The following is a 25,736-nucleotide window of genomic DNA, read 5'->3' as shown; positions in this document are numbered from 1 at the left end:
TTTGTCGACCGCTTCCCGGCCTGGACCACGTACCTTGATCGCGCCTGAGATGCAGGCGGAATTCCCCGGGTGGGAAAGGATCGATGGAATGGAAACGAAGGCGAAGGGCATGGCAATCGTGGTCGCAGCGGGGCTGGCGCTGTCCTTTCAGGCGCAGGCGCAGTCGTGCTGCCCCTCCGGCGGGCACGGGGTCGTGGGCAAAGGTTTGGGCGAAAGCGTGCCCAAGGCGCTGAATCTCGCCACGGATTCGGCCTGGCGCGTCTATGAGTTCTCGCGCGATGGCGTGAACTACCTGCAGATCAACGACGCCAGCGGCGTGGTCCGTGCCGCGGTCGGCCGCATCGGCAAGACGTTGTGGGTGCTGCCAATGGGCAGCGACGTCGGGCGCGTCTCGTTGACGGCATCGCCTGCGGTACCTGCACGCGTGATCTACCGGACGGCGGATGTGGAGGTGCGGCTGCGCACGGGTGCGCGCGGCGACGCGTGGGAGGTCACGGCGGTGGAGTGAGGCCGGCGGCGCGGCTTTCGGAGACCAGGAAGCTGAAGCTCAACGCATGGCGGCGCCGGCAGGTGCCGCCATGCGCCTGCAGGCGGACCGCCAGTTCCCGGTCCGGCGCCTCCGGTCGGCGCCGCAACGCACTCAGCATCGCGGCATCGGCGGTGATGCGGATGGCGATGCCCTGCCGCCCTCTGGCACGCCAGACCCGCGCCCGCAGCAGGTGGGTGTGGGCCACCGGCAGCGTCTCGATGGCGTCGAGGATGCAGCGATAGGCCACCAGTTGCAGGCCCAGCGACAGACGCCGCGGATCGCCATGCAGGCGGCAGCGGAACTCCGTCGCACACAGGTTGGCGAAGGTCGGCGAGTGCAGGGTGGGGTACAGGCCATGGGTCTCGATGCCGAGCGGGTAGAGTGCGGTGACGTACTCGTCCAGCAGTTGCGCCTGGATCACGCCGGTGCGGGTCATCTGCATCGCGGCGGCGTAATGGCCGCGTGCGCGCAGATCCTGCACCACATCGCGGCGCAGCTTGTTGATCTGCGTACTGAGATCGGTGTAGTCAACCACCCGCCGGCGCAGCGTGCGTTCGGCGGACAGGTAGCCGGCCTGCGCAAAGGCCAGTGCCTGCTCATGCAGGCGCCCGTCGTCGCGCAGGTGCCGATAGGCCGCGGAGATGCGCGACCCGAACGCGAACATCACCGTGGCCGTCGCGGCGAGCAGGATCTGCACCACGAACGCGTCGGCGTCGTGGATCCCGGGTGCCACGACCTTGGGCATGGACAGCGCCACCGCCACGTTCGCCAGGACCACGCCGAGCGCCGCGCCCCGCCAACCATGGCGCAGCGTCAGTACGATCGCCGGGACCACCAGCAGCACCATCAGCAACTGCCGCAGCAGTGCATCGTCCACGCCGGCGATCGACGCCGACAGCACGACGACCATGGCGATCGACGCCAGCCCCTCGCGCAACAGCGAGGCATGCATCTGCGTGGGCTCGTCGCGGCGCAACCACAGCAACGCCGGCAGCACGAACATCAAGGTGCCCAGGTAATCGCCGAGCCAGTAACGCAGCAGAACATCGAGCGGCGCCGGCCCGGCCGGGCCGCCCAAGGCGGTGTTGATGGCGATGTTGCAGAGCGTGCTCCACAGCGCGGTCGCCAGCGCCAGTGGCAGCAGCCAGTGATCGTTGCGCGCGAGGTCGGGAACGCGCTGACGCACCAGGACCGGCACCAGCGCCACGGCCGGCATCAGCAGGAATGGACTCAGGTACGCCCAGGCGGCACTCGCGCCCCAGGTCTCGCTCATGGGAATGCGCAGCGTCAACAACGCGGCGGCATCGCCTGCCAGCAACCACGGCCAGCGCCGCGCCGGCAGGAACAGCAGGCTGGCGACGCGTACACCTGCCGGCAGATACCACTGGTCCACGGACCAGCGCCACGCCAGCAGGAAGGCGGCGCAATAAGCGGCGCTCAGTAGAACGCCTTTGGCGAAGTCTCTTGCCGCGGCCATCCCCGCCATCCGTGGTGTGTCGCGACTACTGTATAAGCCGGATCTGCGGCGAGGGTAGACAGTTGGTGGTACGCACGACAGTGTGAGATGCGTCGCAAGTGACCAGCGGACGCAGGCGCGCGTTCGTTCTTTCCGTGTCTGTGCAGACGTGTCTGCGATGGCGCCACCACCACTTCCTCCATTCGCGATGGCGCGCCGGCGTGGTCAGGCGTGCCGCTCTTGCATGCGGCGACACAGCCTGGACTGCTTCGATGCCGAGCGGGCGAACACGGCAGCTGCGGCGCGCAGGTCCGGTAGCGCTCGACGGACGGCGGCGACCAGTCGCGTGCTGGCCTTCGCCGAGAAGCGCCAGACGTCCTGACGCAAGGGGTTTCGATGCCGCAATCTCGAGGTGCAGCGTCAAACCCCGCTGCGAAACGGATTCTCGGCACCTGCATCGGTGCGATGCCGTGTCGACATCGTGCAGAGACGTGCTCAAGCGTATGTGTCGGCCACCGATCATCGTGTCCACAGCGACGGCAAGGCATGGCGTCGGGCGGGCTACCGGCAGGGGAGGGGGAGGCGTAGCATCGCGCCATGGCTTCCGTCCATCGGCCTCCCGTTTCCGCGTTGCGCGACCTGGTGACATCGGTGTGGGCGCACGATCCTGCACTGGCGCAGACGGCCGCGCGGCCATCTGCGCGCGAACATGTGCTGCCGACCGGTGCCACGCATCTCGCCGTGCGGATCGGCGGCGCACCATTGCGGGTGTTCGACCACGCGGCCGATCTGCACGGCCATTGCCTGGGCCACGCGGTGGTCGGCGGGGTGCGTACGGCGTACCACGTACGCGATGTCGCGCAGCCTGCGGCCTCGGTCGGTGCGATGTTGCGTCCCGGCGCCGCCAGCGTGCTGCTCGGCGTGCCCGAATCGGCCTTGGCTGGGCATCACACGCCACTGCAACTGCTGCTGCCTGCAGGCGAGGTCGATGCACTGCAGGAGCGACTGCACGCGTGCACCGATGCGCCGACGCGGCTGGCTGCATTCGAACGCTGGCTGACCGACCGCGCCTGCGGCCGCCCGCCCTTGCTGCATCCGGCGCTGCGCGTGCTGCTTCCGGGGGGCTGGCATCCGGGCTTGCGCGTGGAGACCATGGTGCGCGCCAGCGGACTCAGCCACCGGCATTGCATCGCCATGTTCCGGCAAGCGACCGGTCTGGCGCCGAACGCATGGCTGCAGCTGCAACGCTTCTCGCAGGCGTTGGAACTGGCGTGCGATCGATCGCTAGGCTGGGCCGAGATCGCCCACGCCTGTGGCTTCGCCGACCAGGCGCACCTGGCCAACACGTTCCGCAGCGTGGCCGGTGTCACTCCTTCCGCCTGGCGTCGGATGGCCGATCCTGCCACCCCGCGGCATGTGCCGCGCTGATCGCGGTGCAGGTCAATTTCCTGCAAGACGCGGCGCGTGCGGGGTTCCACAATGGGCACCTGGCCCACACAAGGACATGCCATGGCGATCCACGAGCTCTATGCCTACCTGTGCGTACGCGACGCGGCTGCCGCGCTGGCGTTCTACGCCCGCGCGTTCGGCGCCCGCGAACTGTTCCGCCTCACCGAGCCGGATGGGCGCATCGGCCATGCCGAGGTGGATCTCGATGGCCACACGCTGATGTTGTCGGAGGAGTATCCGGAGATGGGCGTGCGCAGCCCGGAGCACCTCGGCGCCACGCCGGTCACGCTGCACCTGCATGTGGACGATGCCGATGCGCTGGTCGCCCGTGCGGTCGCCGCGGGCGGCACGCTCGAACGCGGCATGCAGGACCACTTCTACGGCGAACGCTCCGGCACCGTGCGTGATCCCTTCGGCCACCGCTGGCTGATCGGCCACGCGATCGAGTCGGTGACGCCGGAGGAGATGCAGCGGCGCTACACGGCCCTGTTCGATACGTCGGCCAAGGTGTGATCGGAGCAGCGGAGAGCGGCTGATTTGCGCCGGGCGCGGTGCGCTCGACGGGCCATGTCGCCGTCGTCCAGCGCGCGTGGGAGCGTCTGCACGCCAGCCTCGGGCTGGTCGATCCAGGATCGGGTGAGGCGAGGTGTCGGCCGGCAGTGGGGGATTTGCAGCCGTCGTGCGTCTTGAAAAGGGGCTGCCTGCCACGACGCGTTGGCCATCCAGCCTTTCGTAGCAGCGTGTCCCATCAGGTCGAGGTCCAGCATGTCGTGCCGCCGTCCCATGTCTCTCACCGCCATCGCCTGCCTGCTGATTGCCTCGTGCGTGCTTTCGCTGCTGCTGTCCGCGCTCGACGACAGCGACGTGGCCGCAGCAGCGGCGATGCGGCAAGACCCGGTTCCCTTGTCGATCCAGGACGCCCTCGGCTGCCACGGCGCCGTGGTGCAGCTCGCATGCGCTGCCGGCATCTTCGGCGGCTTCGGATGGGCACGCGCGCGCTATGTCGTCTGGGGCTTGGTCGGCACGGCGGTCGGCGTGGCCGCCTCGCCGATGACGTTGGCATTGATTCCAGGAATGGCGCTGTTCGCGGTCGTCGTCTTCCTGTTGTTTCGCCCAGCAGCCAATGCGTTCTTCGCCAGCCGCGGAGCGGCCAATCACACCAGCGCAATCTGACATGCATCGGCACTGCGCCATGGGTGCAGTCGGATCGGTGGGCGATGCGCGACAGGCGCATGCCGCCGTTGCCGCATCCCCTCCACGTTCGTCATGTCATCGAGAAGAAAGCCCATGCGTCTGGCCAATATCACCTTCGTCCCGCCCACGATTGGCGCACTACTGTGGTTGCTGTTGGTGCCATCCGGTTTCGTTTGCCTGTTGCTGTATGGCCTTGGCACGCAGATCGACAGTGGAGAGATACAGAATGATCCGGAACTGCTGAGACACCTGATGTTCTGGCCGTTTGCATTGGGGTTGGCGCTCCGCTTCGCGCGCGAATTCGGCTTGTCCGCAAACAGAATCCCGCAGAAGCTGGTGATGGTGCTGGTGTTCTTCGTTCCGATCGCGCTCGTGCTTGCCTTCGTCGTCGGACTGCTCGGGCGGTGATCTGGCGAACCGGTGCGCATCGGCTGGGTGTCGTGAGCGTGGTTGATGCATGGGTACATGCTGCCGACATACACACCTCGACGCTTGCCGCGACACGGCAGCATTCCCTGCAGCGCGGTATCCGCCAGCAGCGTCATGCTTGGTACGCCGGTCAGCGCGGCAATTGCCCGGTCCGGGCAACGTCGCCATGAGCGTATGCCAGAAGGTAGGCATTGGCCTGATCTTGCTGATGGTCGGCGGCTGGCTGTGGATCGGCTTCGACAAGATCGTGGGTGATCACGAGGTCGGGGTGCTGTGGGAGCCTTTCATCAAGTCCGAGCCGACGTGGACGCTGTACTTCGACAATCCCGCCCGGCGTGGATTGGACATCGATGCGTACGTCACGCTGGATGCCCGGCGCCGGCAGGACTTCGTCAGGTACTGCCGGGTGCGCCATGGCACCAGCGACGTGTTCCTGTGCGAGAAGATCATCGCCGCGCGCCTGCACTGACGTTCCGCTACCGCACGTTGGGGGAATGCGGCCGTTCCGCTGTCGATCCAGTACGTCATCGGCTATGTCGGCCTCCTGGTGCAGGGCGCATGCGCGATCGCCATCCTCAACGTGCTCGTCTGGGGACGTTCGCGCTACCTCGCCTGGAGCCTGATCGGCATGGTGATCGCCTTCGCCACCTCGCCGATGACGCTGGCCTTGATCCCGGGCGTGCTGCTGTTCGCCGTGGCCGTGTTCTTGCTGTTCCGCCCGGCGGCCAATGCGTTCTTCGCCCGCAATGGCGCGGCCGTGCCCGCCAGTGGCGCCTGAGCCGTATCGCCCACTGCACGATCGCGTGCAGTGGGGTCGTCGCGCTGCAGGGCTGCTGCGGTAAGGCGACGCCGAGGCGGCCAGCGGTAACCGAGCGCGCTTAGAGCGGCTAACAAAACTACTGCGCAGCCACCAGGCGGGCGCGGACGGTGCTCGGAATCCTCATGTACCACTTGTACATTGCAGTTCCTCCGCGCCGTCCGCACTCACCTGGCGACTGCTCGCGACGTTTCGTTCGCCACTCTTAGTGCAGCAGCGTATCCGCCAGCAGCTTCAGATTGAGCACCACGATCAGCGCTGCGATCGCCCAGCCCAGCCAGGCCAGCCAGCGGCGTACCACCAGCGACCCCATCCGGCGCTTGTCGGTGACGAAGCGGACCAGCGGGATCACCGCGAACGGCAGCTGCATCGAAAGCACCACCTGGCTCAGCACCAGTAGCTTTGCGGTGCCCTGTTCGCCGTACAGCGAGGTCACCGCGACCACCGGCACGATCGCCAGGCCGCGGGTCAGCAGGCGCCGCGCCCAGGGCGGCAGGCGCAGGTGCAGGAAACCTTCCATCACGATCTGCCCGGCCAGGGTGGCGGTGACGGTGGAATTGATGCCGGAGGCCAGCAGCGCCACCGCGAACAGGGTCGAGGCCAGGCCGACGCCGAGCATCGGCGCCAGCAGTTCGTGGGCCTGTTCGATCTCCTGCACGTCGGTGCGGCCGTGCGCATGGAACACCGCGGCGGCGAGGATCAGGATCGCCGCGTTGACGAACAGCGCCAGGCTCAGCGCGATGGTGCTGTCGGCCAGCGCCCAGCGCAGCGCCGAGCGGCGGCCCTGATCGCTGCGCTCATAGGCGCGGGTCTGCACGATCGAGGAGTGCAGGTACAGGTTGTGCGGCATCACCGTCGCGCCGATGATGCCGATCGCCAGGTACAGCGCCGCCGGGTCGGTCACCACCTGCGCGCGTGGGATGAAGCCGGCCAGCACTTCGCGCAGCGGCGGCGCCGCCAGCACGATCTGCACCAGGAAGCAGGCGAAGATCACCATCAGCAAGGCGATCACGAACGCTTCCAGCGCGCGGAAGCCGCGGCGCATCAGGAACAGCACCAGCAGCGCGTCGATCGAGGTGATGATCGCGCCGGCGGTGAGCGGAATGCCGAACAGCAGCTTCAGCGCGATCGCAGTGCCGATCACCTCGGCCAGGTCGCAGGCGACGATGGCCGCTTCGCAGGCCAGCCACAGCAGGAAGTTCACTGGTTTGGAATAGTGCGCGCGGCAGGCCTGGGCCAGATCCAGGCCGGTGGCGATGCCCAGGCGCGCCGCCAGGCCCTGCAGCACGATCGCCATCAGGTTGGAAAGCAGGATCACCGACAGCAGCAGGTAGCCGAAGTGCGAGCCGCCGGCGATGTCGGTCGCCCAGTTGCCCGGATCCATGTAGCCGACCGAGACCATGTAGCCGGGTCCGAGGAAGGCCAGGAATCGCCGCCAGCCCAGGCCGCTGCGTGGCACGGCGACGCTGGCATGCATGCTGCCCAGGCTGGGGCGGCGCGCCTCGTCACGGCTGGCGTGCGCGGCAGCGGAATGGGGCAGTGGCAGGGGGGCGGCCATGGCAACAAATGGGGGTGGGGCAGGGTGCAAACGAGTATATAGCAGTTGCTATATGGATTAGCATTGGCAATTCAAATCGCTGCGATAGCCCGGATTTCGGCCAGAATAGGCAGGTGGCCGGCGGGGCGCCGGCACCGGACAAGGGCGTTGCGATGCAGAAAAGCGGGAAGTCGATGGCGCCGCCGGCGGTGCTGCTCGACGCCGAAGTGCAGGTCGAAAGCTTCCGCCAGGTGCGCGAGGCGCACCGCCTGGAGCTGATCGAGGACTACGTGGAGCTGATTTCCGACCTGCTCGCCGACGGCGGCGAAGCGCGGCAGGTGGATATCGCCGCGCGCCTGGGCGTGGCCCAGCCGACCGTGGCCAAGATGCTCAAGCGGCTGGTCAAAGGTGGCTGGGTGGTGCAGCGGCCCTACCGTGGCGTGTTCCTGACCGCCGAGGGCGAGGCGCTGGCCGCGGCCAGCCGGCAGCGCCACCAGACCGTGGAGCAATTCCTGCTTGCCCTGGGCATCGACGCCGACACCGCGCGTCGGGATGCCGAGGGCATCGAGCACCACGTCAGCGAAGCGACGCTGGCGGTGTTCGCCGAGTTCGTGCGCAAGCACAGCGCGTCGCGATGAGCGCTGGTGACGACGCGCAGCAGGCGCGCGACGCGCACTGGATGCGCCATGCGCTGGCCCTGGCCGAACGCGCCGAGCGCGAGTTCGACGAGATCCCGGTCGGCGCGGTGCTGGTCTCGGCCGACGATGCGATATTGGGTGAGGGCTGGAACCTCAACATCGCCGAACACGACCCCAGCGCGCATGCCGAGATCGTCGCGCTGCGCCAGGCTGGCCGCCGGCTCGGCAATCACCGCCTGGTCGGCAGTCGCCTGTACGTGACCCTGGAGCCGTGCGCGATGTGCGCGATGGCGGTGGTGCATGCGCGGGTGGCGGAACTGGTCTATGCCGCCACCGATCCCAGGACCGGTGCCTGCGGCAGCGTGTTCGACCTGCTCGCCGATCCGCGCCACAACCACCGCGTGCAGGTCCGCGGCGGGGTGCTGGCGGTGGAGGCCAGCACGCGCCTGACCAATTACTTTCGCGCCAAGCGCGGCAAGCCGCCGCTCGGCGCGTGAGCGGCCAGCTCTGCCGGTCGCGCAGTTCGCGCGGTATCATTGGCGCTTGATACGACACTTCCGCGCCGGCATCGCCGCCGCGAACGACAGGACGGTGATATGGCGCAATCGCACGTGGCGAACGATCGGCTGATCTGGATCGATCTGGAAATGACCGGCTTGGATACCGATCGCGATTCGATCATCGAAATCGCCACGGTGGTGACCGACGCCCAGCTCAACGTGCTGGCCGAGGGCCCGGAGTTCGCCATCGCCCATCCGCTGCAGACGCTGGAGGCGATGGACGAGTGGAACCGCAACCAGCACCGCCACTCCGGCCTGTGGCAGCGCGTACTCGACAGCCGGGTCACGCTGGCCCAGGCCGAGGCCGAGACCATGGCGTTCCTGACCCAGTGGTGCAAGCCCGGCACCTCGCCGATGTGCGGCAACTCGATCTGCCAGGACCGGCGTTTCCTGCACCGGCAGATGCCGCGGCTGGAGCGTTTCTTCCACTACCGCAACCTGGACGTGTCGACGCTGAAGGAACTGGCGCGGCGCTGGGCGCCGGCGGTGTCGGCCGGGCTGAACAAGACCTCCTCGCATACCGCGCTCAGCGACGTGCACGATTCCATCGACGAACTGCGCTACTACCGCCCGTTCATGGGCACGCTGGGCGGGCAGGGCCAGGGCTGATCCGCGCGCCGGATGCTTCAGGCAGCGTATGCAACAGGCCGCCCGACGGTCGTCGGGCGGATGCAGCAGGGCAGGGGATGCAGCGAGTGACGCCGTCGCTCAGCGCGCCAGCGGCGGTCCCGGTTTGGTCTCGCCGTCGTCGGTGACGCCCTTGGTCAACAATTCCGCGATCGGACGGCCGTCGGCATCGTGGTGGTACACGTGCAGGTCGCGCTGCGGGTACGGAATGCTGAGTCCGTTCTCCAGCAACTGGTTGCGGATCTGCTCCAGCGTGCTGCTCTTGGCTGCACCGAAATCGCCGTTCTTGGCGTAGCCGAACAGCATCAGGTCCACCGTGCTCTCGCCCAGGTTGCTGACCTGCACGAACGGGGCGGGCGTCTTCAGGATGTTCGGATTCTCTTGCGCGATCTGCAGCAACAGCTCCTGCGCTTTCTTCAGGTCATCGCCGTAGCCGACGCCGACGGTGATCTCCAGGCGGCGGTTGGGCAGGGTGCTGTAGTTGACGATCGGCGCGGTGGTGATGGTGCTGTTGGGCAGGGTCACCATGCGCTCGTCGAAGGTACGGATGCGGGTCTGGAAGATCCGGATCTCGTCGACCACGCCTTCCTGCCCGGCCACCACCACGTGGTCGCCGTCGCGCATCGGCCGCAGCACGATCAGCATCACCCCGGAGGCGATGTTGGACAGCGAGTCCTTCAGCGCCAGGCCCACCGCCAGGCCGGCGGCGCCGAGCACGGCGAACAGCGAGGTCGGCGGCACGCCGATCTTCTGCAGTGCCGTGACCAGCACCAGCACCAGCATCAACGCATAGGCGACGTTGCGCAGGAAATTGCTGAGCGTGGCTTCCACCCGTGCGCGCAGCAGGGCGCTACGCAACCATTCGCTCAGGCGCTTGGCGATCCACATCCCGACCACCACGATCAGGATCGCCACGCCCCAGTTGAGCGCGTACTGCGCCCAGTCCAGCGTCCGCCAGTCGAACGGACGCGCCGCCCGCGTCGCCGGCGCAGCGGTCGTGGCCGCCGTCAGTGCCGTCAGCCACGACTGCATCGGCATCACCCCTTGCTCTTGAGCTTGGCCAGGCGTAGCCAGGTGTCGACCACGGTGTCGGGGTTCAACGACACCGATTCGATGCCCTCCTGCATCAGCCACTCGGCCAGGTCCGGGTGATCCGACGGGCCCTGGCCGCAGATGCCCACGTACTTGCCCTTGGCGCGCGCGGCCTTGATCGCCATCGACAGCATCTTCTTGACCGCCGGATTGCGCTCGTCGAACAGGTGCGCCACGATCGAGGAATCGCGGTCCAGGCCCAGAGTCAGCTGGGTCAGGTCGTTGGAGCCGATCGAGAAGCCGTCGAAGATCTCCAGGAATTCCTCGGCCAGCAGCGCGTTCGACGGCACCTCGCACATCATGATGATCTTCAGGCCGTTCTCGCCCTGGCGCAGGCCGTTGCTGGCCAGCACCTCGACGACCTTGCGGCCCTCCTCGAGGGTACGCACGAACGGGATCATGACCCACATGTTGTCCAGGCCCATCTCGTTGCGGACCTTGAGCACGGCCTTGCACTCCAGCGCGAACGCAGCGGCGAAGCTCGGATCGACATAGCGGCTGGCGCCGCGGAAGCCGATCATCGGGTTCTCTTCGTGCGGCTCGTAGTTGCTGCCGCCGATCAGGTTGGCGTACTCGTTGGACTTGAAGTCCGACAGGCGCACGATCACCGGGTGCGGCGCCACCGACGCGGTCAGCGTGGCGATGCCTTCGGCCAGGCGGTTGACGTAGAAGCTCACCGGGTCGGCATAACCGGCGATCTTCTCGTCGATCTTCTTCTTGGTCGCCGCGTCCTGCTTGGCGTACTCCAGCAGCGCGTTGGGATGGATGCCGATGTGCGCGGCGATGATCATCTCCAGGCGCGCCAGGCCGATGCCGGCGTTGGGCAACTGGCCGAAGTCGAACGCGCGCTCCGGGTTGGCCACGTTCATCATGATCTTCAGCGGTGCCGGCGGCATGTTGCCCAGATCCGTGGTGGTGCGCTCGAACGGCAGGCGCCCGCCATAGATGTAGCCGGTGTCGCCTTCGGCGCAGCTGACGGTCACTTCCTTGCCGTCCTCGACCAGTTCCATCGCATTGCCGGTACCGACCACCGCCGGCACGCCGAGTTCGCGGGCGATGATCGCCGCGTGGCAGGTACGGCCGCCGCGGTTGGTGACGATTGCCGAGGCGCGCTTCATCACCGGCTCCCAATCGGGATCGGTCATGTCCGCGACCAGCACGTCGCCGGGCTGCACCCGGTTCATGTCCTCCAGACTACGCACCACGCGGGCGACGCCGGCGCCGATCTTCTGGCCGATGGCACGGCCTTCGGCGATCACCTCGCCGCGCTGCTGCAGCGCGAAGCGTTCGATCTGGGTGGCGTGGCCGCGCGACTTCACCGTCTCCGGGCGCGCCTGCACGATGAACAGCTTGCCGCTGACGCCGTCCTTCGCCCACTCGATGTCCATCGGCCGCTGGTAGTGCTGCTCGATCACCAGCGCTTGCTTGGCCAGTTCCTGCACATCTTCGTCGCTGATCGAGAAGGTGTTGCGCAGCTGCGCCGGGGTGTCCTCGATGCGCACGCGCTCGCCCGGCACGTCCGAATGCACCATGCGGATCAGCTTGCTGCCCAGCGAACGGCGCAGGATCGCCGGCTTGCCGGCCTTGAGGGTGGGCTTGTAGACGTAGAACTCGTCGGGATTGACCGCGCCCTGCACGACCATCTCGCCGAGGCCGAAGCTCGAGGTAACGAACACCACGTCGCGGAAGCCCGACTCGGTGTCCAGGGTGAACAGCACACCGGAGGCGCCGACGCCGGAGCGCACCATCAGCTGCACGCCGGCCGAGAGGAACACGTCCTCGTGCTTGAAACCGTGGTGCACGCGGTAGGCGATGGCGCGATCGTTGTAGAGGCTGGCGAAGACTTCCTTGACCTTGTGCACCACGTCGTCGGCGCCGGTCACGTTGAGGAAGGTCTCCTGCTGGCCGGCGAAGCTGGCGTCGGGCAGGTCTTCGGCGGTCGCCGAGGAGCGCACCGCCACGGCCACGTCGCCGCCGCCGTTCTCGCTGCACAGTTGCGCGTAGGCCTCGCGGATCGCCTGATCCAGTTCCGGCTGCAGCGGCGCATCGATCACCCAGCTGCGGATTTCCTTGCCGGCGGCGGTCAGTGCGCCCACGTCTTCCACGTCCAGCGTGGCCAGCTTGTCGAAGATGCGCTGGTACAGATCGTTGTGGGCGACGAAGGCCTTGAACGCTTCGGCAGTGGTGGCGAAGCCGCCCGGCACGGACACGCCGAGGCCCGCCAGGTTGCCGATCATTTCGCCGAGGGAGGAATTCTTGCCACCAACGCGAGCCAGGTCGGCCAGGCGCAGCTCATGCAACCACAGGATGTTCTCGTTCAAGCGCGATGCTCCGTTAGGCCATCGCCCGAGGCGGGCTGAATGGCCGCGTCCGTGAGGGAAGAAGCCGATATGATGCAGTGCGCACCCGAGCCGGCACAAGCGAAGCGGGCGCATCCGTTGGGTTTCAGCCAGGAGAATGCAGGCAATGTCGACGATCAGACCGGTGTTCTACGTGTCCGATGGAACCGGTATCACCGCTGAAACCATTGGGCATAGCCTGCTTACCCAGTTCAGCGGTTTCAGCTTCGTCACCGACCGCATGTCGTTCGTCGACGATCCGGAAAAAGCCCGCGACGCGGCGCAGCGCATCCATGCCGCAGGGGAGCGTTATCAGGTTCGGCCGATCGTGGTCAACTCCTGCGTCGATCCGCAATTGAGCATGTTGCTGGCCGAGAGCGGGGCGCTGATGCTCGACGTGTTCGCGCCCTTCATCGAGCCGCTGGAGCGCGAATTGAACGCGCCGCGGCACTCGCGGGTGGGACAGGCGCACGGTCTGGTCGATTTCGAGACCTACCACCGCCGCATCAACGCAATGAACTTCGCACTCGCGCACGACGACGGCATCGCGCTCACCTACGACGAGGCCGACGTGATCCTGGTGGCGGTCTCGCGCGCGGGCAAGACCCCGACCTGTATCTACCTGGCGCTGCATTACGGCGTGCGCGCGGCCAACTATCCGTTGACCGACGAGGATCTGGAGAGCGATCGGTTGCCGCCGCGGCTGCGTGCCTACCGCAACAAGCTGTTCGGGCTGACCATCGATCCGGAGCGGTTGCAGCAGATTCGCCAGGAGCGGCGGCCGAATTCGCGCTACTCCAGTGCGGAGACCTGCCGGCGCGAAGTGGCGGCGGCCGAAACCATGTTCCGCATGGAGCGGATTCCGACCCTGAGCACCACGCATACCTCGATCGAGGAGATTTCCAGCAAGGTGCTGACGACGCTGGGACTGCAGCGCGAGATGTTCTGAGCGGGCGGGGCCGCCCCTGGCGGCAACGGCATTTCCGCACGCCGTCGCATGGATTTCCACGGTAGGCCGCCGGCGCCGATCCGTCAATGCTGCCGCCGGCGCGATCCAGCGTGTAGGATCGGTCCATGCAGCACGCCATGACCCGCAGCGAACGCATCCCCCGGCTCAGCCGTTTCGGCTGGCTGATGGGGTTGTACGCCGAGAACTATTTGCACCTGAATCGCCTGTTCGTGCCGGCCGACCTTGAGGCCGGCAGCTACGTGTCCAGCATCGGCGACGGCCTGGACCTGCGCCTGGACGTGATCGAGCGCCACCGCTACACCGTCGAGCTGCGCCTGACCTACGACCTGTGCGACCCGCTGACCGGCGAGCCCGACCCGTCGGCCTACGTGCGCCTGTACCTGGACGCGCGCCAGGCCGAGACCACCCATTGCTACGTCGGCCGCCGCTGGCAGGACGTGATGGGGCTGTATCCGCCGCCGGCGGAGCTGATCAGCCACCGCATGCGCATGAACACCTTCCTCGGCAAGTGGCTGGAGTACCTGGCCGAGCGTGGCCACGGGGTGGCCACCCTGCGGTCTGCGCCGCCACTGCCGCATGCGCCGCGCGACGCCGCGACGCCGGCGGTCTGACCGCCTAGCCTCCGCCTGGACCAGGCAACAGCGCGGATACGGCATACTGCGCGCCCCTCGCCATCCGCCGTCACCGCATGCCTTACACCCCCATCGTCGCCACCTTGGGCTACGTGCTCTCGCCCGACCGTAGCCAGGTGCTGCTGGTCCACCGCAATGCCCGGCCCGGCGACCATCACCTGGGCAAGTACAACGGCCTGGGCGGCAAGGTGGAGGCGGACGAAGACGTGTTGGCCGGCATGCGCCGCGAGATCCTGGAGGAGGCCGGCATCACCTGCGAGGCGCTGCAGTTGCGCGGCACCATCAGTTGGCCGGGGTTCGGCAAGCACGGCGAGGACTGGCTGGGCTTCGTGTTCCTGATCGAGGCCTATACGGGCGAGCCGTTCGCCGAGAACGCCGAGGGCACATTGGCCTGGGTGCCGATCGCGCAGATGGACGCGCTGCCGCTGTGGGAGGGCGACCGCCACTTCCTGCCGCTGGTGTTCGACGGCGACCCGCGCCCGTTCCACGGTGTGATGCCGTATCGCGACGGACGCATGCAGTCCTGGCGCTACTCGCGGGTCTGACATGCTCGCGCTGCCTTGAAGCCCCTCTCCCACCGGGAGAGGGGTTGGGGTGAGGGTACGGCGCGAAAGCGATGCGCTGAGTTTTGGTGCACGAGGCTGCGCCCGCACCCTCATCCGCCCCTGCGGGGCACCTTCTCCCGAGGGGAGAAGGGAACAGGGCCCGCTCATGCCCGGGGATGGGCGAGGGTGCGGCGCGCCGCCCGGTCGACCGCCCGCGTGACGCCGCGTCCGCCTTGTCCACAGCGGCTGTGGATCGATCCTGCACAAGCCTGTGGGCAAGCGTGGCAAGTCATTGAAAGGGCTGCCCGATTTTGTCGGGTGGTGAAAATTTCAGCAGTCCCGGTCGCGCTTCTCCACAGCCGGTGTGGATGAAATCGCACGAACGCTGTGGATAAAGTGCCGGCGGCGTTGTGCCGCAACGGCCGCCGTCGCGCTGGCGAAAAATTCGCCAGCGTCGATCGCGCGATCCAGCAGCCGGACGCGCGTGCTCGCTGCAGCGTTACTGCGCGGTCCAGCCGCCGTCGATGGCGATGGTCTGCGCGGTGATGTTGCGCGCCGCCGGCGAAGCCAGGAACGCCACGCAGCCGGCCAGCTCGTCGTAGGCGATGAACACGCCCTTGGGCATCGGCTTGAGCATCACCTGGGCGATCACGTCGGCTTCGGAAATGCCGCGGGTGCGCGCCTGGTCGGTGATCTGCTTGTCGACCAGCGGCGTTTTCACGTAGCTGGGGCAGAGCGTGTTGATGGTGATGTCGGTGTCGGCGGTCTCCAGCGCGATCACCTTGGAGAAGCCGACCAGGCCGTGCTTGGCAGCGACGTACGCGCTCTTGTACGGGCTGGCGACCAGCGAGTGGATGCTGCCGATGTTGACGATGCGGCCGAAGCCGCGCTCGCGCATGCCCGGCAGCACCGCCTGGGTCAGCCGCGCCACGCCGGTCAGCATCACCTCCACCAGCAGGCCCCACTTCTCCATCGGAAAGTCTTGCAACGGCGCCACGTGCTGCAGCCCGGCGTTGTTGACCAGCACGTCCACCGGCCGGCTCACGGCGGCGAGTGCGGCGGCGATGCTGTCCGCGCTGGCCACGTCCAGCGCCACCGCCTCGGCCGAGCCGCCGGTGTCGCGCAACTGCTTGGCCACCGCCTCGGCGGCGCCGAGGTCGAGGTCGCTGACGACGATGTGGCGGCCGTCGGCGGCCAGTGCATGGGCGATGCCGGCGCCGATGCCGCTGGCGGCGCCGGTGATCAGGACGGTCTGCATGGGGAGTACCTGCGCGGAGTGGGGAGCGGTCAGCGTAGCAGTGCACCGCCACGCCCGGCAGCGGCCGCTCGCCAGTGCGGCGGCGCCACGCTACCCTGTGCCGTCGCTCGCCGCTCACGCCGGATCCGCCACGTTATGCCGATGAAACGCCACTTCTCCATGCTGCGCGAATTCCAGCTGGCCGACTGGTTCACCCTCGCCAACGCCTTCTGCGGCACCGGCGCGGTGTTCGCGGCGATGCGCTTCCTGCAGGACGGCCGCCGCAGCGACCTGCTGTTCGGCATGGCGCTGATCCCGCTGGCGTTCGTGTTCGACGCGCTGGACGGCCGGGTGGCGCGCTGGCGCAAGTCGTCCTCGACCCTGGGCCGCGAGCTGGACTCGCTGGCCGACGTGATCTCCTTTGGCGTGGCCCCGGCCGCGCTGGCCTACGCCTGCGGCATGCAGGGCGGCTGGGACTGGCTGGTGCTGAGCTTCTTCGTCTGCTGCGGGGTCAGCCGCCTGGCCCGCTACAACGTCACCGCCGAGCAACTGGCCGGCGACGGCGACAAGGTGCCGTACTTCGAGGGCACGCCCATCCCGAGCAGCCTGGGGCTGGTCATCGTGCTGGCGATCGCCGCGCACCTGGGCCATATCGGCGATGCCTTGTGGTGGGGCGAATGGCGGTTGGGGCCGTGGCTGCTGCACCCGCTGGTGCTGCTGTTCGCGCTGTCCGGCTCGCTGATGATCAGCAAGACGCTGCGCATTCCCAAACCCTGATCGCAGCGGGTTGCTATCATCGCGGGCCAGTTCGGGAGAGTGGCGATGAAGGCTAGCGGCGGCGGTGGCGCCGGCGATTTCGAGGCGATGACGCGGCAGTACTGGGAGGCCTGGATCGCTGCGTTGCGCCAGGGCACGCCGGCCCCCGCGTCGGCCGCGTCTGATAATGGCTCGGGTTCCTGGCGCGAAGTGATCGCGGCCTGGAGCCAGTGGCTGCCGCGCGGCAGCGCGCCGCAGGCCGAGGACGCGGTGGCGCAGTTCCAGCAGCAGGCCGGCGACTGGCTGGGCGCGATGCAGCAGGTAGCCGCGCAGTTCGCCGGCCGCGACGCCAGCAGTGCCGACGTCGCCGAGGCCTGGAAGCGCCAGGTGCAAGGCCAGCGCGAGCAGTTGCTGCAATGGCTGCTGGGTGCGGTGCGCGGCGCCGGCCAGGCCGGAATCGACCCGTGGTTGCAGCAGGCGGCGCAGTTGCTGCAGGGCCTGCAGCGCGACAGCGGGCCGTGGCTGCAGATGCCCGGTTTCGGTCCGGCACGCAACCACCAGGCACGCTGGCGGGCGCTGGCAAAGGCGCAGCAGGACTACCAGGCGCAGTTGCAGGCCTATCTGGGGCTGCTGCAAGGCGCCATCGACCGCGCCTTCGGCCTGTTCGAGCAGAAGCTGCGCGGGTACGAGGATCCGGGCCGGCAACTGACCAATGCGCGGGCGATGTTCGATCTGTGGATCGACGCGGCCGAAGAGGCCTATGCGGCGGCCGCGCTGTCGCCGGAGTTCCGCCAGGTCTACGCCGACGTCGCCAACGCGCAGATGCGCCTGCGCGCCCTGCTGCAACGCGAGACCGAGCAGGTCTGCGAGCAGGTGGGCCTGCCCACGCGCACCGAAATGGATGCCGCGCATCGGCGCATCGCCGACCTGGAACGGCGGCTGCGGCGGCTGGAGCGCGGCGAGGGGCAGGGTGCGACTGCCGCAGCTGGGCCTGCACCTGTTGCCGCGCCCCCGGCCGCGCCGAAGAGACGCCCCGGGAAGACCGCGGCCAAGTCGTCCGCTGCGCGCGTGGCAGCCGTCGCGCCCGAATCCAAATCCAAGTCCAACGCCGCCAAGCCAGCGAAGGCCGCGCCCGCCGCCAAGCCGCGGCAGACCGGCACCACGCCGGCCGCACGCCGGAGCCGCGCATGAAGGGACCGCTGAGCTTCAGCAGCGACGACCTGGTCCAGGAAACCCTGGAGCTGCAGCGCAAGTTGCTTGAGGGCCTGCGCGTGCTACCGGGCCTGGACACGGTGGACTACGGTGCCACCGCGCGCCAGGAAGTGTGGCGCGACGGCAAGGTGGTGCTGTACCGCTTCGTTGGCGAACGCCCGCCCACCGCCAAGGTGCCGCTGCTGATCGTCTATGCCCTGGTCAACCGTCCGTACATGGTCGACCTGCAGGCCGACCGTTCGTTGGTGCAGGGCCTGCTGGCGCTGGGCGAGGACGTCTACGTGCTCGACTGGGGCTACCCGGACCGGTCCGAGCGCTACCTGACGCTGGAGGACTATCTGCTGCGCTACATCGACGGCGCGGTGGACCACCTGCGCGTGGCCGATGGCGGTGCGCCCATCAACATGCTCGGCATCTGCCAGGGCGGCACGTTCTCGCTGTGCTACGCGGCGCTGCAGCCGGAGAAGGTGCGCAACCTGATCACCATGGTCACGCCGGTGGATTTCCACACGCCGGACAACATGCTGTCCAACTGGGCGCGCCAGGTCGACGTCGACCTGTTCGTGGACACCCTGGGCAACGTGCCGGCGGACCTGATGAACGTCAGCTACCTGATGCTCAAGCCCTTCCGGCTGAACCTGCAGAAGTATGTCGGCCTGCTCGACATCCTGGACGATCCGCGGGCGCTGGAGGATTTTCTGCGCATGGAGAAATGGATCTTCGATTCGCCGGATCTGGCCGGCGAGACCTTCCGTGAGTTCGTCAAGCAGTTCTACCAGGACAACGCGCTGATGCACGGGCGCGCGCGCATCGGCACGCACACGGTGGACCTGGGCCGGGTCACCATGCCGGTGCTCAACGTCTATGCCGAGCAGGATCACCTGGTGCCGCCGGATGCCTCGCGGGCCCTGCGCGGTGTGGTCGGCAGCGGCGACTACGCCGAGCTGAGTTTCCGTGGCGGCCATATCGGCATCTACGTTTCCGGCCGCGCCCAGCGCGAGGTGCCGGCCGCACTGCACCGGTGGCTGGCCGAGCGCGATGGCGAACACTGAGCGCTGACCGTCTTGCGCCGTCACGCGGCGCCCGCACCGGCGCGGGTACAGTGGATTGCCGCTGTTGATGGAGCTGCCGCCATGTCGCAATCCCGTTCGCTGTCGCGCTCGTTGAACGACCGCATGATCGCGGGCGTGATGGGCGGCATCGCCCACCGCTTCGGCTGGAATGCGACCCTGCTGCGGGTGCTGTACGTGGTGGGGTCGATCGTCTCGGCCGCGTTCCCCGGCATCCTGGTCTACCTGATCCTGTGGCTGCTGATTCCCAACGAAGCCGATTGAAACGACCACTGCCGCTGGCCTGGCGCCGCATTGGCATCGCCATCGGCGTTCTGTGGACCTCGCCCAACACCGCCTTGGGTGTGCTGGCCGGTGCCATCGCACTGTTTTTCGGTGCGCGTCTGCGCTTCAGCCGTCGCGAGCTGTCGCTGGTGTTCGAACGGGTGCCATTGCGGCCGCGCGGGGCAATGACCCTGGGCAACGTGATCCTGCTCAGTGCCGACGATCTGGACGTGGCCTGCGCCACCTACGAGCACGCTGCCGGTCGCTGCCGGCATCCGGCGGTGCGGCTCGGCGACCACGAGCGTGCGCACGTGCTGCAGTACATGCTGCTGGGGCCGTTGTTCCTGCCGGTCTACCTGGCTTGCGGCGGCGTCAGCGTGCGCAACCCGTTGGAGCGCGCCGCCGATCGCTACGCGCTGCATGGCCGCGGCTGGTGGCCGGGGAGCGGCTGAGTGCGTGGCGCCAGCAAACAGCTGCTTTCGCAAGGCATGACGTTGTCGCGTAGGAGCGGCTTCAGCCGCGACGGGCTTTCCCGGGAACGCCCCGGTCGCGGCTGAAGCCGCTCCTACGGATGTACCAATGGCGCTTGTTAGTGGCTCGCGTCAGTCGAGCCGGGCGAAGCCGAACAGGCGCTTGAGCGGATGCGCGTGCCGCTCGATCTGCGCGCGCAGCAGGCCGGCGCCGATCATGCTGTAGGTGATGCCGTTGCCGCCGTAGGCCATCGCGAACTGCACGCGCGGTCCGTGCTGCGGGTGCGGGCCGAAGAACGGCAGGCCGTCCTCGGTCTCGGCGAAGGTACCGGCCCAGGCGAAGGTCGGCTGCAGCTCGAGCCCGGGGATCGCCTTGGCGATCTTGCGCGACAGCGTGCGTGCCTTGCTGTCGACGCGCGCGTCGCGGCGCGCCGGCACATCCACGCTGTCGTCCTCGCCGCCGGCGACGATGCGGCCGTTGCCGGTGCTGCGCAGGTACAGATAGGGCCGCGCACTCTCCCAAACCATGGTGTCGTGCAGCGGGCCGAGCGCGGACGGGTCCAGCGGGTCGCTGACGAAGGCATAGCTGCTGCGGTTGCGTGCCACGCGCTGGTCCAGCCAATGCTGGTTGGCGTAGCCGGCGGCCATCACCACGTGGCCGGCGCGTACCTGCGCGCCCTGGTCGGTGTGCAGGGTCACGCCGCGGCGATTGACCACGATCCGCGCGATGCGGGTGCGGTCGTAGACGCCGACACCGCGTCGGAAGGCGCGGCCGAGCAGACGGTAGGTGAGGCGGTATGGATCCACCCGCGCCGCCTGGTGGCTGAGGATCGCGCCATGCGCCTGGATGCCGTAGTTGGCGTCCAGCGCCTGCGCATCCAGCCACTCCACGTTCAAACCGTGCCGCGCACGCATCTCCAGCTCTTCCTGCAGCACCCGCACGTGCCGGCGTTTGCTGGCGTAGTACAGGCTGTCGTTGCGGGAGAAGTCGACGTCGCGCAGCGGCCGCACCAGGTCGCGCAACTGTTCCAGCGCCTGCGCGCAGGCGCCATAGGCCAGGGCGGCGGCGGGTTCGCCATAGCGCTTGGCCAGGTCGATCAGGTGGGTATCGATCTCGTATTGCAGGAGCGCGGTGCTGGCTGCGGTGCTGCCCCAGCCGATGTCACGCTGCTCCAGCACTGTCACGGCGTGCCCGTGCGTGCTCAGTTCTTCGGCGATCAGCGCGCCGGTAATGCCGCCGCCGACCACGGCCACATCGCAGCGCACGTCGTCGCGCAACTGCGGAAAACTCTGCATGAGGCCGTTGCGAACCGACCAGAAGGGATAACCGCTCTTGAGATCCATAACGCCCGTGCGCAGAAAGGATGTGCGACTTATGCGCAGGCCCGGTGAAGTCCGCGTGAGGCGCGGCGCAGGTCATGTTCGGGCAAACAGCCACGATTAACCTCGGTGCAGAAGTCCCTCACATGGCGCTCTGTATGGTGCGCGCCAGTTCCACGAATTCCCCTGTAGAGAAAGCGTCATGTCGGTCGTTCTGTATATCGGTGGCAGCAAGGACGGAGAGAAGGGGGTGATGCCCTACGGTTTCCGCAAGTCCATGAAGGAAACCGAGGCAGGCCCGGAGATCTACGTCGAGCGCGTGCTGGCGTTGAGCGACCGGCAGGTGCGGATCATGGCGCTGGAGTCGCTGCAGGACGATATCGTGGTAGAACGCCTGCACAAGTATTATTCGCGTTGACGCCGGCGTGCGAACCCCGGTGTGGCCGCTCGCCTAGGCGGGCCAGCGACGGTTCGCATCGACCTGCCATCGCCCATGCCCGCACCAGAAACCAGCAACCGCCCTGCGCCGCCGCCGACCGTCGATCCCGACGCGCCCACCGACATGTCGAACCAGCGCAGCGATATCTTCTTCGCTGCGGTGCAGACGACCCGCATGCCGATGATCGTCACCGATCCGCGGCAGCCGGACAACCCGATCATCTTCGTCAACCGTGCGTTCCTGGAGATGACCGGCTACGGCCGCGATGAGCTGATCGGCAACAATTGCCGCTTCCTGCAGGGGCCGGATACCGATCGCGAGACGGTGCGCAGCGTCCGCGATGCGATCACCTCGCATGACGAAGTGGCGGTGGAGATCCTCAATTACCGCAAGGACGGTTCCAGCTTCTGGAACGCGCTGTACATCTCCCCGGTCTATGACGACCGCGGCGAGCTGGTGTACTTCTTCGGTTCGCAGTTGGACGTCAGCCGTCGCCGGGATGCCGAGGACGCGCTGCGCCAGGCGCAGAAGATGGAAGCGCTGGGCCAGCTCACCGGCGGCATCGCGCACGACTTCAACAACCTGCTGCAGGTCATGTCCGGGTACCTGGAACTGATCGAGCATGCGGTCGAGAGCGAGCCGCTGAACCCGTCGCTGCTGCGCAAGAGCGTGGAGCGCGCACGCGATGCCGCCGGCCAGGCCGCGCGCCTGACCCAGCAGTTGCTGGCGTTCGCGCGCAAGCAGAAACTGGAAGGGCGGGTGTTGAACCTCAATAGCCTGGTGGCCGGGATGAGCGATGTGGCCGAGCGCACGCTGGGCGACGGCATCGCGTTTTCGCTGGAGCTGGCGCCGGACCTGCGCAACTGCCGCATTGACCCGACCCAGGCCGAAGTGGCGCTGCTGAACATCCTGATCAACGCCCGCGACGCGATGGCCGAACAGGCGGCGCCGCGCCTGGTGATCCAGACCCGCAACGTCTCGGTGCGCGCCGACGAGCCCACCACCTACGACAACCTGCTGCCCGGCCATTACGTGTGCGTGTCGATCACCGACAACGGCAGCGGCATGCCGCCGGAGGTGCTGGCGCGGGTGCTGGATCCGTTCTTCACCACCAAGGAAGAGGGCAAGGGCACCGGCCTGGGCCTGTCCATGGTGTACGGGTTCGCCAAGCAGTCCGGCGGCGCGGTGCGCCTGTATTCGGAGGATGGCCACGGTACCACCGTGCGCCTGTACTTCCCGATCGACGACAACGTCGAGAACATGGCGCCGCGCGATTCGCGCACGCGCCGTCCGTTCGATCGCCAGGGCGACGAGACCATCCTGATCGTCGAGGACCGGCCGGACATCGCCGAACTGGCGCGGTTGTTCCTGGAGGACCAGGGCTATGCCACGCACGTGGTGTACAACGCCCGCGAGGCGCTGGAGTTGCTCGACACCGGCGTGCACGTGGACCTGCTGTATTCGGACCTGATCATGCCGGGGGGCCTCAATGGCGTGATGCTGGCGCGCGAGGCGCGGCGGCGCAGGCCCAGGATCAAGGTGCTGTTGACCACCGGTTACGCCGAGTCTTCGATCGAGCGCACCGATGCCGGCGGCAACGAGTTCGAGGTGCTGGCCAAGCCCTACAACCGCCAGGAGCTCACCCGCAAGGTGCGCATGGTGCTGGACGGTCCCAACGGGGTCAGCTGACGCGACAGGTCGGCGCGCGCCTGTCAACGGGTTCCCCGGCGGCGCGCGCACTGCGAAAATGCGGGTTTTCCGCAAGGCGGCTTCGGCCGGACGCAATGCACGACACTCAGCTCGCCCAGCAGATCGCCAATACCATCGCCGCCGAGATCGGCGCGCAGCCGGCGCAGGCGCGCGCCGCCATCGCCCTGCTCGACGAGGGCGCCAGCGTCCCGTTCATCGCGCGCTACCGCAAGGAAGTCACCGGCGGGCTCGACGACACGCAGTTGCGCAACCTGGAAGTGCGCCTGACCTATCTGCGCGAGCTGGAAGAACGCCGCGCCGCGGTGCTGGCCAGCATCGCCGAACAGGGCAAGCTCAGCGACGAACTGCGCGCGGAGATCATCGCTGCCGACACCAAGTCGCGGCTGGAAGATTTGTACCTGCCGTACAAGCCCAAGCGCCGCACGCGCGCGCAGATCGCCCGCGAGGCCGGGCTGGAGCCGCTCGCCGACGGCCTGCTGGCCGATCCGAGCCAGGTGCCGGAAACCTTCGCCGCCGGCTTCGTCGATGCCGACAAGGGCGTGGCCGACGTCAAGGCCGCCCTGGAAGGCGCGCGCGCGATCCTGATGGAGCGCTGGGGCGAAGACGCCGCGCTGGTCGGCGAACTGCGCAGCTGGCTGGGCGAGGTCGGGGTGATCCGTGCGCGCGTGGCCGAGGGCAAGGAGCAGGAAGGCGCCAAGTACCGCGACTACTTCGATCATGCCGAAGCGCTGGCCAAGATCCCTTCGCACCGGCTGCTGGCGCTGTTCCGCGCGCGCCGCGAGGAGATCGTGTACCTGGAACTGGACCCCGGCAGCGAGGCCGAGGCCGGCCACCAGTACGCCGAGGGCCGTGTCGCGCTGCGCGCCGGCATCGCCAACCAGGGCCGCCCTGGCGACCGCTGGCTGCTGGATGCGTGCCGCATGACTTGGCGCGCCAAGCTGCACATGCACCTGCTGCTGGACCTGTTCAACCAGGCCCGCGAAAAGGCCGAGGCCGAGGCGATTGCCGTGTTCGGCGACAACCTGCAGGACCTGATGCTGGCCGCGCCGGCCGGGCCGCGCGTGACCCTGGGCCTGGACCCGGGCATCCGCACCGGCTGCAAGATCGCGGTGGTCGACGCCACCGGCAAGCTCGTGGCCACCGACACCATCTATCCGCACGAGCCGCGCCGGCAGTGGGACCAGTCGGTGCACACGCTGCGGCAGCTGTGCACGCAGCACGGCGTGGAGCTGATCGCGATCGGCAACGGCACCGCCAGCCGCGAGACCGACAAGCTGGCCGCGGACCTGATCAAGCAGAACCCGCAGCTGAAACTGGAGAAGATCGTGGTCAGCGAGGCCGGCGCCTCGGTGTATTCGGCCTCAGAGTTCGCCGCCAAGGAATTCCCGCAGCTCGACGTGTCGCTGCGCGGCGCGGTGTCGATCGCGCGGCGCCTGCAGGATCCCCTGGCGGAACTTGTCAAGATCGAACCCAAGGCGATCGGCGTGGGCCAGTACCAGCACGACGTCGACCAGTACCGTCTGGCGCGGGCACTGGATGCACGCGTGGAGGACTGCGTGAACGCGGTCGGCGTGTACGTCAACACCGCCTCGGCAGCGCTGCTGTCGCGCGTGTCCGGGCTGTCGTCGAGCGTGGCTGAGAACATCGTGCGCCACCGCGACGACAACGGCCCGTTCAAGCGCCGCAAAGACCTGCTCAAGGTGCCGCGGCTGGGCGACAAGACCTTCGAACAATGCGCCGGCTTCCTGCGCATCGCCGATGGCGAGGAGCCGCTGGACGCCTCGGCGGTGCACCCGGAAGCCTACCCGGTGGTGGAGCGCATCGTCGGCGCCACCGGCAAGCCGATCAAGGCGCTGATCGGCGATGGCGGCTTCCTGCGCGGGCTCAAGCCGGACCAGTTCACCGACGAGAAGTTCGGCCTGCCGACCGTGCGCGACATCCTCAAGGAACTGGAAAAGCCGGGCCGCGACCCGCGCCCGGAGTTCAAGGCGGCGCGTTTCGCCGACGGCGTGGAGGACATCAAGGACCTCAAGCCCGGCATGGTGCTGGAGGGCGTGGTCAGCAACGTCGCCGCCTTCGGCGCGTTCGTCGACATCGGTGTGCACCAGGACGGCCTGGTGCACATCTCCGCGCTCTCGGACAGCTACGTCAAGGATCCGCGCGACGTGGTCAAGGCCGGCGACATCGTCAAGGTCAAGGTGTTGGAAGTGGACGTGGCGCGCAAGCGCATCGCGCTGACCCGGCGCCTGGACGACACGCCGGCGCCGGCGCGTCCCGCCGACCGCGACAGCGGCGCGCGCAGTGCCGGCGGCCCGCCGCGGCGCGAGCGCGACGGGCGCGGCACCCCGGGCGGCGGCAACGCCAAGTCGCGTCCGGCCACGGCCGCTGCGCCACCGGTCAACAGTGCGCTGGCCGACGCGTTCGCCCGCGCCAAGCGCGGCTGA

The 25,736-nt window shown here is 68.1% G+C and carries 27 protein-coding genes and 1 other RNA gene; 22 read left to right on the top strand and 6 right to left on the bottom strand.

Going from position 1 to position 25,736, the window contains the following annotated elements; genetic code table 11:
• Positions 1–88: 88 nt before the first annotated feature.
• Positions 89–508 (top strand): hypothetical protein, encoded by a 420-nt coding sequence (locus tag GGR71_RS12895; protein WP_160963561.1) that lies wholly within the window; start codon positions 89–91, stop codon positions 506–508.
• Here the strand turns inward: GGR71_RS12895 and GGR71_RS12890 are convergent.
• The gene (locus GGR71_RS12890) at positions 492–2,006 is read right to left on the bottom strand and encodes an MASE1 domain-containing protein (protein ID WP_184452017.1); all 1,515 of its coding nucleotides are present in this window, start codon (positions 2,004–2,006) and stop codon (positions 492–494) included. The genes GGR71_RS12895 and GGR71_RS12890 overlap by 17 nt on opposite strands.
• A 576-nt stretch (positions 2,007–2,582) precedes the next feature.
• On the opposite strand from GGR71_RS12890, the gene GGR71_RS12885 reads away from it, so the two are divergent.
• The 7 genes from GGR71_RS12885 to GGR71_RS12855 all read left to right on the top strand — a co-directional run bounded on the left by GGR71_RS12885 (position 2,583) and on the right by GGR71_RS12855 (position 6,075).
• Positions 2,583–3,413: a helix-turn-helix transcriptional regulator gene (locus GGR71_RS12885; RefSeq protein ID WP_184452015.1), complete on the top strand. Its 831-nt coding sequence runs from the start codon at positions 2,583–2,585 to the stop codon at positions 3,411–3,413.
• An 81-nt stretch (positions 3,414–3,494) separates the two neighbouring features.
• Entirely contained in the window at positions 3,495–3,947 is a 453-nt protein-coding gene (locus GGR71_RS12880) for a VOC family protein (protein ID WP_160963563.1), read from the top strand.
• Between the two features lie 270 nt (positions 3,948–4,217).
• On the top strand, positions 4,218–4,607 hold the full coding sequence (locus tag GGR71_RS12875) for a hypothetical protein (protein ID WP_237474621.1): 390 nt from the start codon (positions 4,218–4,220) through the stop codon (positions 4,605–4,607).
• A gap of 114 nt (positions 4,608–4,721) precedes the next feature.
• Complete coding sequence (locus tag GGR71_RS12870) at positions 4,722–5,036, top strand: hypothetical protein (RefSeq protein ID WP_160963567.1); 315 nt, start codon at positions 4,722–4,724, stop codon at positions 5,034–5,036.
• A gap of 187 nt (positions 5,037–5,223) precedes the next feature.
• A complete protein-coding gene (locus GGR71_RS12865; protein WP_160963569.1) occupies positions 5,224–5,526 on the top strand; it encodes a hypothetical protein in 303 nt (100 codons plus the stop codon).
• A gap of 78 nt (positions 5,527–5,604) precedes the next feature.
• Positions 5,605–5,835: a hypothetical protein gene (locus tag GGR71_RS12860; RefSeq protein WP_160963571.1), complete on the top strand. Its 231-nt coding sequence runs from the start codon at positions 5,605–5,607 to the stop codon at positions 5,833–5,835.
• A gap of 164 nt (positions 5,836–5,999) precedes the next feature.
• A non-coding RNA gene (locus GGR71_RS12855) (sX9 sRNA) lies at positions 6,000–6,075 on the top strand.
• 4 nt (positions 6,076–6,079) lie between these two features.
• On the opposite strand, the gene GGR71_RS12850 is transcribed toward GGR71_RS12855, so the two are convergent.
• Positions 6,080–7,351, bottom strand: coding sequence for an Nramp family divalent metal transporter (locus GGR71_RS12850; RefSeq protein WP_304951793.1), 1,272 nt, complete (start codon positions 7,349–7,351; stop codon positions 6,080–6,082).
• A gap of 233 nt (positions 7,352–7,584) precedes the next feature.
• Here GGR71_RS12850 and mntR point away from each other — a divergent pair, with 233 nt between their 5' ends.
• The 3 genes from mntR to orn all read left to right on the top strand — a co-directional run bounded on the left by mntR (position 7,585) and on the right by orn (position 9,218).
• Positions 7,585–8,049 (top strand): manganese-binding transcriptional regulator MntR, encoded by a 465-nt coding sequence (gene mntR / locus GGR71_RS12845; RefSeq protein ID WP_029562095.1) that lies wholly within the window; start codon positions 7,585–7,587, stop codon positions 8,047–8,049.
• Entirely contained in the window at positions 8,046–8,546 is a 501-nt protein-coding gene (gene tadA / locus GGR71_RS12840) for a tRNA adenosine(34) deaminase TadA (RefSeq protein ID WP_160963326.1), read from the top strand. Before mntR ends, tadA begins: the two co-directional genes overlap by 4 nt.
• Before the next feature lie 99 nt (positions 8,547–8,645).
• Positions 8,646–9,218 carry an oligoribonuclease gene (gene orn / locus GGR71_RS12835; RefSeq protein WP_160963328.1) on the top strand — a complete coding sequence of 191 codons (573 nt, stop codon included), beginning with the start codon at positions 8,646–8,648 and terminating at the stop codon, positions 9,216–9,218.
• Between the two features lie 99 nt (positions 9,219–9,317).
• Here orn and GGR71_RS12830 read toward each other — a convergent pair whose 3' ends face one another.
• Entirely contained in the window at positions 9,318–10,268 is a 951-nt protein-coding gene (locus GGR71_RS12830; RefSeq protein ID WP_160963330.1) for a mechanosensitive ion channel family protein, read from the bottom strand.
• Positions 10,269–10,273: 5 nt separating this feature from the next.
• Entirely contained in the window at positions 10,274–12,649 is a 2,376-nt protein-coding gene (gene ppsA / locus GGR71_RS12825) for a phosphoenolpyruvate synthase (RefSeq protein ID WP_160963332.1), read from the bottom strand.
• Positions 12,650–12,794: 145 nt separating this feature from the next.
• On the opposite strand from ppsA, the gene ppsR reads away from it, so the two are divergent.
• The 3 genes from ppsR (at position 12,795) to GGR71_RS12810 (ending at position 14,814) form a co-directional block, all read left to right on the top strand.
• Positions 12,795–13,616 (top strand): posphoenolpyruvate synthetase regulatory kinase/phosphorylase PpsR, encoded by an 822-nt coding sequence (ppsR, locus tag GGR71_RS12820; protein WP_184447884.1) that lies wholly within the window; start codon positions 12,795–12,797, stop codon positions 13,614–13,616.
• A gap of 125 nt (positions 13,617–13,741) precedes the next feature.
• A complete protein-coding gene (locus GGR71_RS12815; protein ID WP_160963336.1) occupies positions 13,742–14,248 on the top strand; it encodes a DUF1249 domain-containing protein in 507 nt (168 codons plus the stop codon).
• Between the two features lie 77 nt (positions 14,249–14,325).
• Complete coding sequence (locus tag GGR71_RS12810) at positions 14,326–14,814, top strand: NUDIX hydrolase (protein WP_160963338.1); 489 nt, start codon at positions 14,326–14,328, stop codon at positions 14,812–14,814.
• Between the two features lie 499 nt (positions 14,815–15,313).
• On the opposite strand, the gene GGR71_RS12805 is transcribed toward GGR71_RS12810, so the two are convergent.
• Complete coding sequence (locus GGR71_RS12805) at positions 15,314–16,072, bottom strand: 3-hydroxybutyrate dehydrogenase (RefSeq protein ID WP_160963340.1); 759 nt, start codon at positions 16,070–16,072, stop codon at positions 15,314–15,316.
• A gap of 141 nt (positions 16,073–16,213) precedes the next feature.
• Here GGR71_RS12805 and GGR71_RS12800 point away from each other — a divergent pair, with 141 nt between their 5' ends.
• From GGR71_RS12800 to GGR71_RS12780, 5 genes are all read left to right on the top strand, one after another.
• Positions 16,214–16,828 (top strand): CDP-alcohol phosphatidyltransferase family protein, encoded by a 615-nt coding sequence (locus GGR71_RS12800; RefSeq protein WP_160963387.1) that lies wholly within the window; start codon positions 16,214–16,216, stop codon positions 16,826–16,828.
• Positions 16,829–16,873: 45 nt separating this feature from the next.
• Positions 16,874–17,998, top strand: a complete 1,125-nt coding sequence (gene phaE / locus GGR71_RS12795; RefSeq protein ID WP_160963342.1) for a class III poly(R)-hydroxyalkanoic acid synthase subunit PhaE — start codon at positions 16,874–16,876, stop codon at positions 17,996–17,998.
• Positions 17,995–19,071 (top strand): class III poly(R)-hydroxyalkanoic acid synthase subunit PhaC, encoded by a 1,077-nt coding sequence (locus GGR71_RS12790; RefSeq protein WP_160963344.1) that lies wholly within the window; start codon positions 17,995–17,997, stop codon positions 19,069–19,071. Before phaE ends, GGR71_RS12790 begins: the two co-directional genes overlap by 4 nt.
• Before the next feature lie 81 nt (positions 19,072–19,152).
• The gene (locus GGR71_RS12785; protein WP_048489719.1) at positions 19,153–19,353 is read left to right on the top strand and encodes a PspC domain-containing protein; all 201 of its coding nucleotides are present in this window, start codon (positions 19,153–19,155) and stop codon (positions 19,351–19,353) included.
• Entirely contained in the window at positions 19,350–19,805 is a 456-nt protein-coding gene (locus GGR71_RS12780) for a hypothetical protein (protein ID WP_160963346.1), read from the top strand. The genes GGR71_RS12785 and GGR71_RS12780 overlap by 4 nt, the downstream gene beginning before the upstream one ends.
• A gap of 150 nt (positions 19,806–19,955) precedes the next feature.
• Here GGR71_RS12780 and GGR71_RS12775 read toward each other — a convergent pair whose 3' ends face one another.
• Positions 19,956–21,167 (bottom strand): NAD(P)/FAD-dependent oxidoreductase, encoded by a 1,212-nt coding sequence (locus tag GGR71_RS12775; protein WP_160963348.1) that lies wholly within the window; start codon positions 21,165–21,167, stop codon positions 19,956–19,958.
• A 178-nt stretch (positions 21,168–21,345) separates the two neighbouring features.
• Here GGR71_RS12775 and GGR71_RS12770 point away from each other — a divergent pair, with 178 nt between their 5' ends.
• The 3 genes from GGR71_RS12770 to GGR71_RS12760 all read left to right on the top strand — a co-directional run bounded on the left by GGR71_RS12770 (position 21,346) and on the right by GGR71_RS12760 (position 25,736).
• Positions 21,346–21,561, top strand: coding sequence for a hypothetical protein (locus GGR71_RS12770; protein ID WP_160963350.1), 216 nt, complete (start codon positions 21,346–21,348; stop codon positions 21,559–21,561).
• 75 nt (positions 21,562–21,636) lie between these two features.
• Positions 21,637–23,271, top strand: a complete 1,635-nt coding sequence (locus tag GGR71_RS12765; RefSeq protein ID WP_160963352.1) for a hybrid sensor histidine kinase/response regulator — start codon at positions 21,637–21,639, stop codon at positions 23,269–23,271.
• Between the two features lie 95 nt (positions 23,272–23,366).
• Positions 23,367–25,736 carry a Tex family protein gene (locus GGR71_RS12760; RefSeq protein ID WP_184452013.1) on the top strand — a complete coding sequence of 790 codons (2,370 nt, stop codon included), beginning with the start codon at positions 23,367–23,369 and terminating at the stop codon, positions 25,734–25,736.

The organism is Xanthomonas sp. F1 (genome assembly GCF_014199855.1).
The sequence above is the reverse complement of the archived record's forward strand: the minus strand, read 5'-3'. Positions and strand labels throughout refer to the sequence as shown.

Excerpts from the sequence above, each read along its gene's own strand:
- GGR71_RS12865 (WP_160963569.1), top strand. The coding sequence starts at position 5,224 with ATGAGCGTATGCCAGAAGGTAGGCATTGGCCTGATCTTGCTGATGGTC.
- GGR71_RS12870 (WP_160963567.1), top strand. The coding sequence starts at position 4,722 with ATGCGTCTGGCCAATATCACCTTCGTCCCGCCCACGATTGGCGCACTA.
- GGR71_RS12805 (WP_160963340.1), bottom strand. The coding sequence starts at position 16,072 with ATGCAGACCGTCCTGATCACCGGCGCCGCCAGCGGCATCGGCGCCGGC.
- GGR71_RS12785 (WP_048489719.1), top strand. The coding sequence starts at position 19,153 with ATGTCGCAATCCCGTTCGCTGTCGCGCTCGTTGAACGACCGCATGATC.
- mntR (WP_029562095.1), top strand. The coding sequence starts at position 7,585 with ATGCAGAAAAGCGGGAAGTCGATGGCGCCGCCGGCGGTGCTGCTCGAC.
- GGR71_RS12875 (WP_237474621.1), top strand. The coding sequence starts at position 4,218 with ATGTCTCTCACCGCCATCGCCTGCCTGCTGATTGCCTCGTGCGTGCTT.
- GGR71_RS12760 (WP_184452013.1), top strand. The coding sequence starts at position 23,367 with ATGCACGACACTCAGCTCGCCCAGCAGATCGCCAATACCATCGCCGCC.
- GGR71_RS12765 (WP_160963352.1), top strand. The coding sequence starts at position 21,637 with ATGCCCGCACCAGAAACCAGCAACCGCCCTGCGCCGCCGCCGACCGTC.
- tadA (WP_160963326.1), top strand. The coding sequence starts at position 8,046 with ATGAGCGCTGGTGACGACGCGCAGCAGGCGCGCGACGCGCACTGGATG.
- ppsR (WP_184447884.1), top strand. The coding sequence starts at position 12,795 with ATGTCGACGATCAGACCGGTGTTCTACGTGTCCGATGGAACCGGTATC.
- GGR71_RS12850 (WP_304951793.1), bottom strand. The coding sequence starts at position 7,351 with ATGCATGCCAGCGTCGCCGTGCCACGCAGCGGCCTGGGCTGGCGGCGA.
- GGR71_RS12895 (WP_160963561.1), top strand. The coding sequence starts at position 89 with ATGGAAACGAAGGCGAAGGGCATGGCAATCGTGGTCGCAGCGGGGCTG.
- orn (WP_160963328.1), top strand. The coding sequence starts at position 8,646 with ATGGCGCAATCGCACGTGGCGAACGATCGGCTGATCTGGATCGATCTG.
- GGR71_RS12830 (WP_160963330.1), bottom strand. The coding sequence starts at position 10,268 with ATGCAGTCGTGGCTGACGGCACTGACGGCGGCCACGACCGCTGCGCCG.
- GGR71_RS12880 (WP_160963563.1), top strand. The coding sequence starts at position 3,495 with ATGGCGATCCACGAGCTCTATGCCTACCTGTGCGTACGCGACGCGGCT.
- GGR71_RS12800 (WP_160963387.1), top strand. The coding sequence starts at position 16,214 with ATGAAACGCCACTTCTCCATGCTGCGCGAATTCCAGCTGGCCGACTGG.
- GGR71_RS12885 (WP_184452015.1), top strand. The coding sequence starts at position 2,583 with ATGGCTTCCGTCCATCGGCCTCCCGTTTCCGCGTTGCGCGACCTGGTG.
- GGR71_RS12775 (WP_160963348.1), bottom strand. The coding sequence starts at position 21,167 with ATGGATCTCAAGAGCGGTTATCCCTTCTGGTCGGTTCGCAACGGCCTC.
- GGR71_RS12790 (WP_160963344.1), top strand. The coding sequence starts at position 17,995 with ATGAAGGGACCGCTGAGCTTCAGCAGCGACGACCTGGTCCAGGAAACC.
- GGR71_RS12770 (WP_160963350.1), top strand. The coding sequence starts at position 21,346 with ATGTCGGTCGTTCTGTATATCGGTGGCAGCAAGGACGGAGAGAAGGGG.
- GGR71_RS12815 (WP_160963336.1), top strand. The coding sequence starts at position 13,742 with ATGCAGCACGCCATGACCCGCAGCGAACGCATCCCCCGGCTCAGCCGT.
- GGR71_RS12890 (WP_184452017.1), bottom strand. The coding sequence starts at position 2,006 with ATGGCCGCGGCAAGAGACTTCGCCAAAGGCGTTCTACTGAGCGCCGCT.
- GGR71_RS12810 (WP_160963338.1), top strand. The coding sequence starts at position 14,326 with ATGCCTTACACCCCCATCGTCGCCACCTTGGGCTACGTGCTCTCGCCC.
- phaE (WP_160963342.1), top strand. The coding sequence starts at position 16,874 with ATGAAGGCTAGCGGCGGCGGTGGCGCCGGCGATTTCGAGGCGATGACG.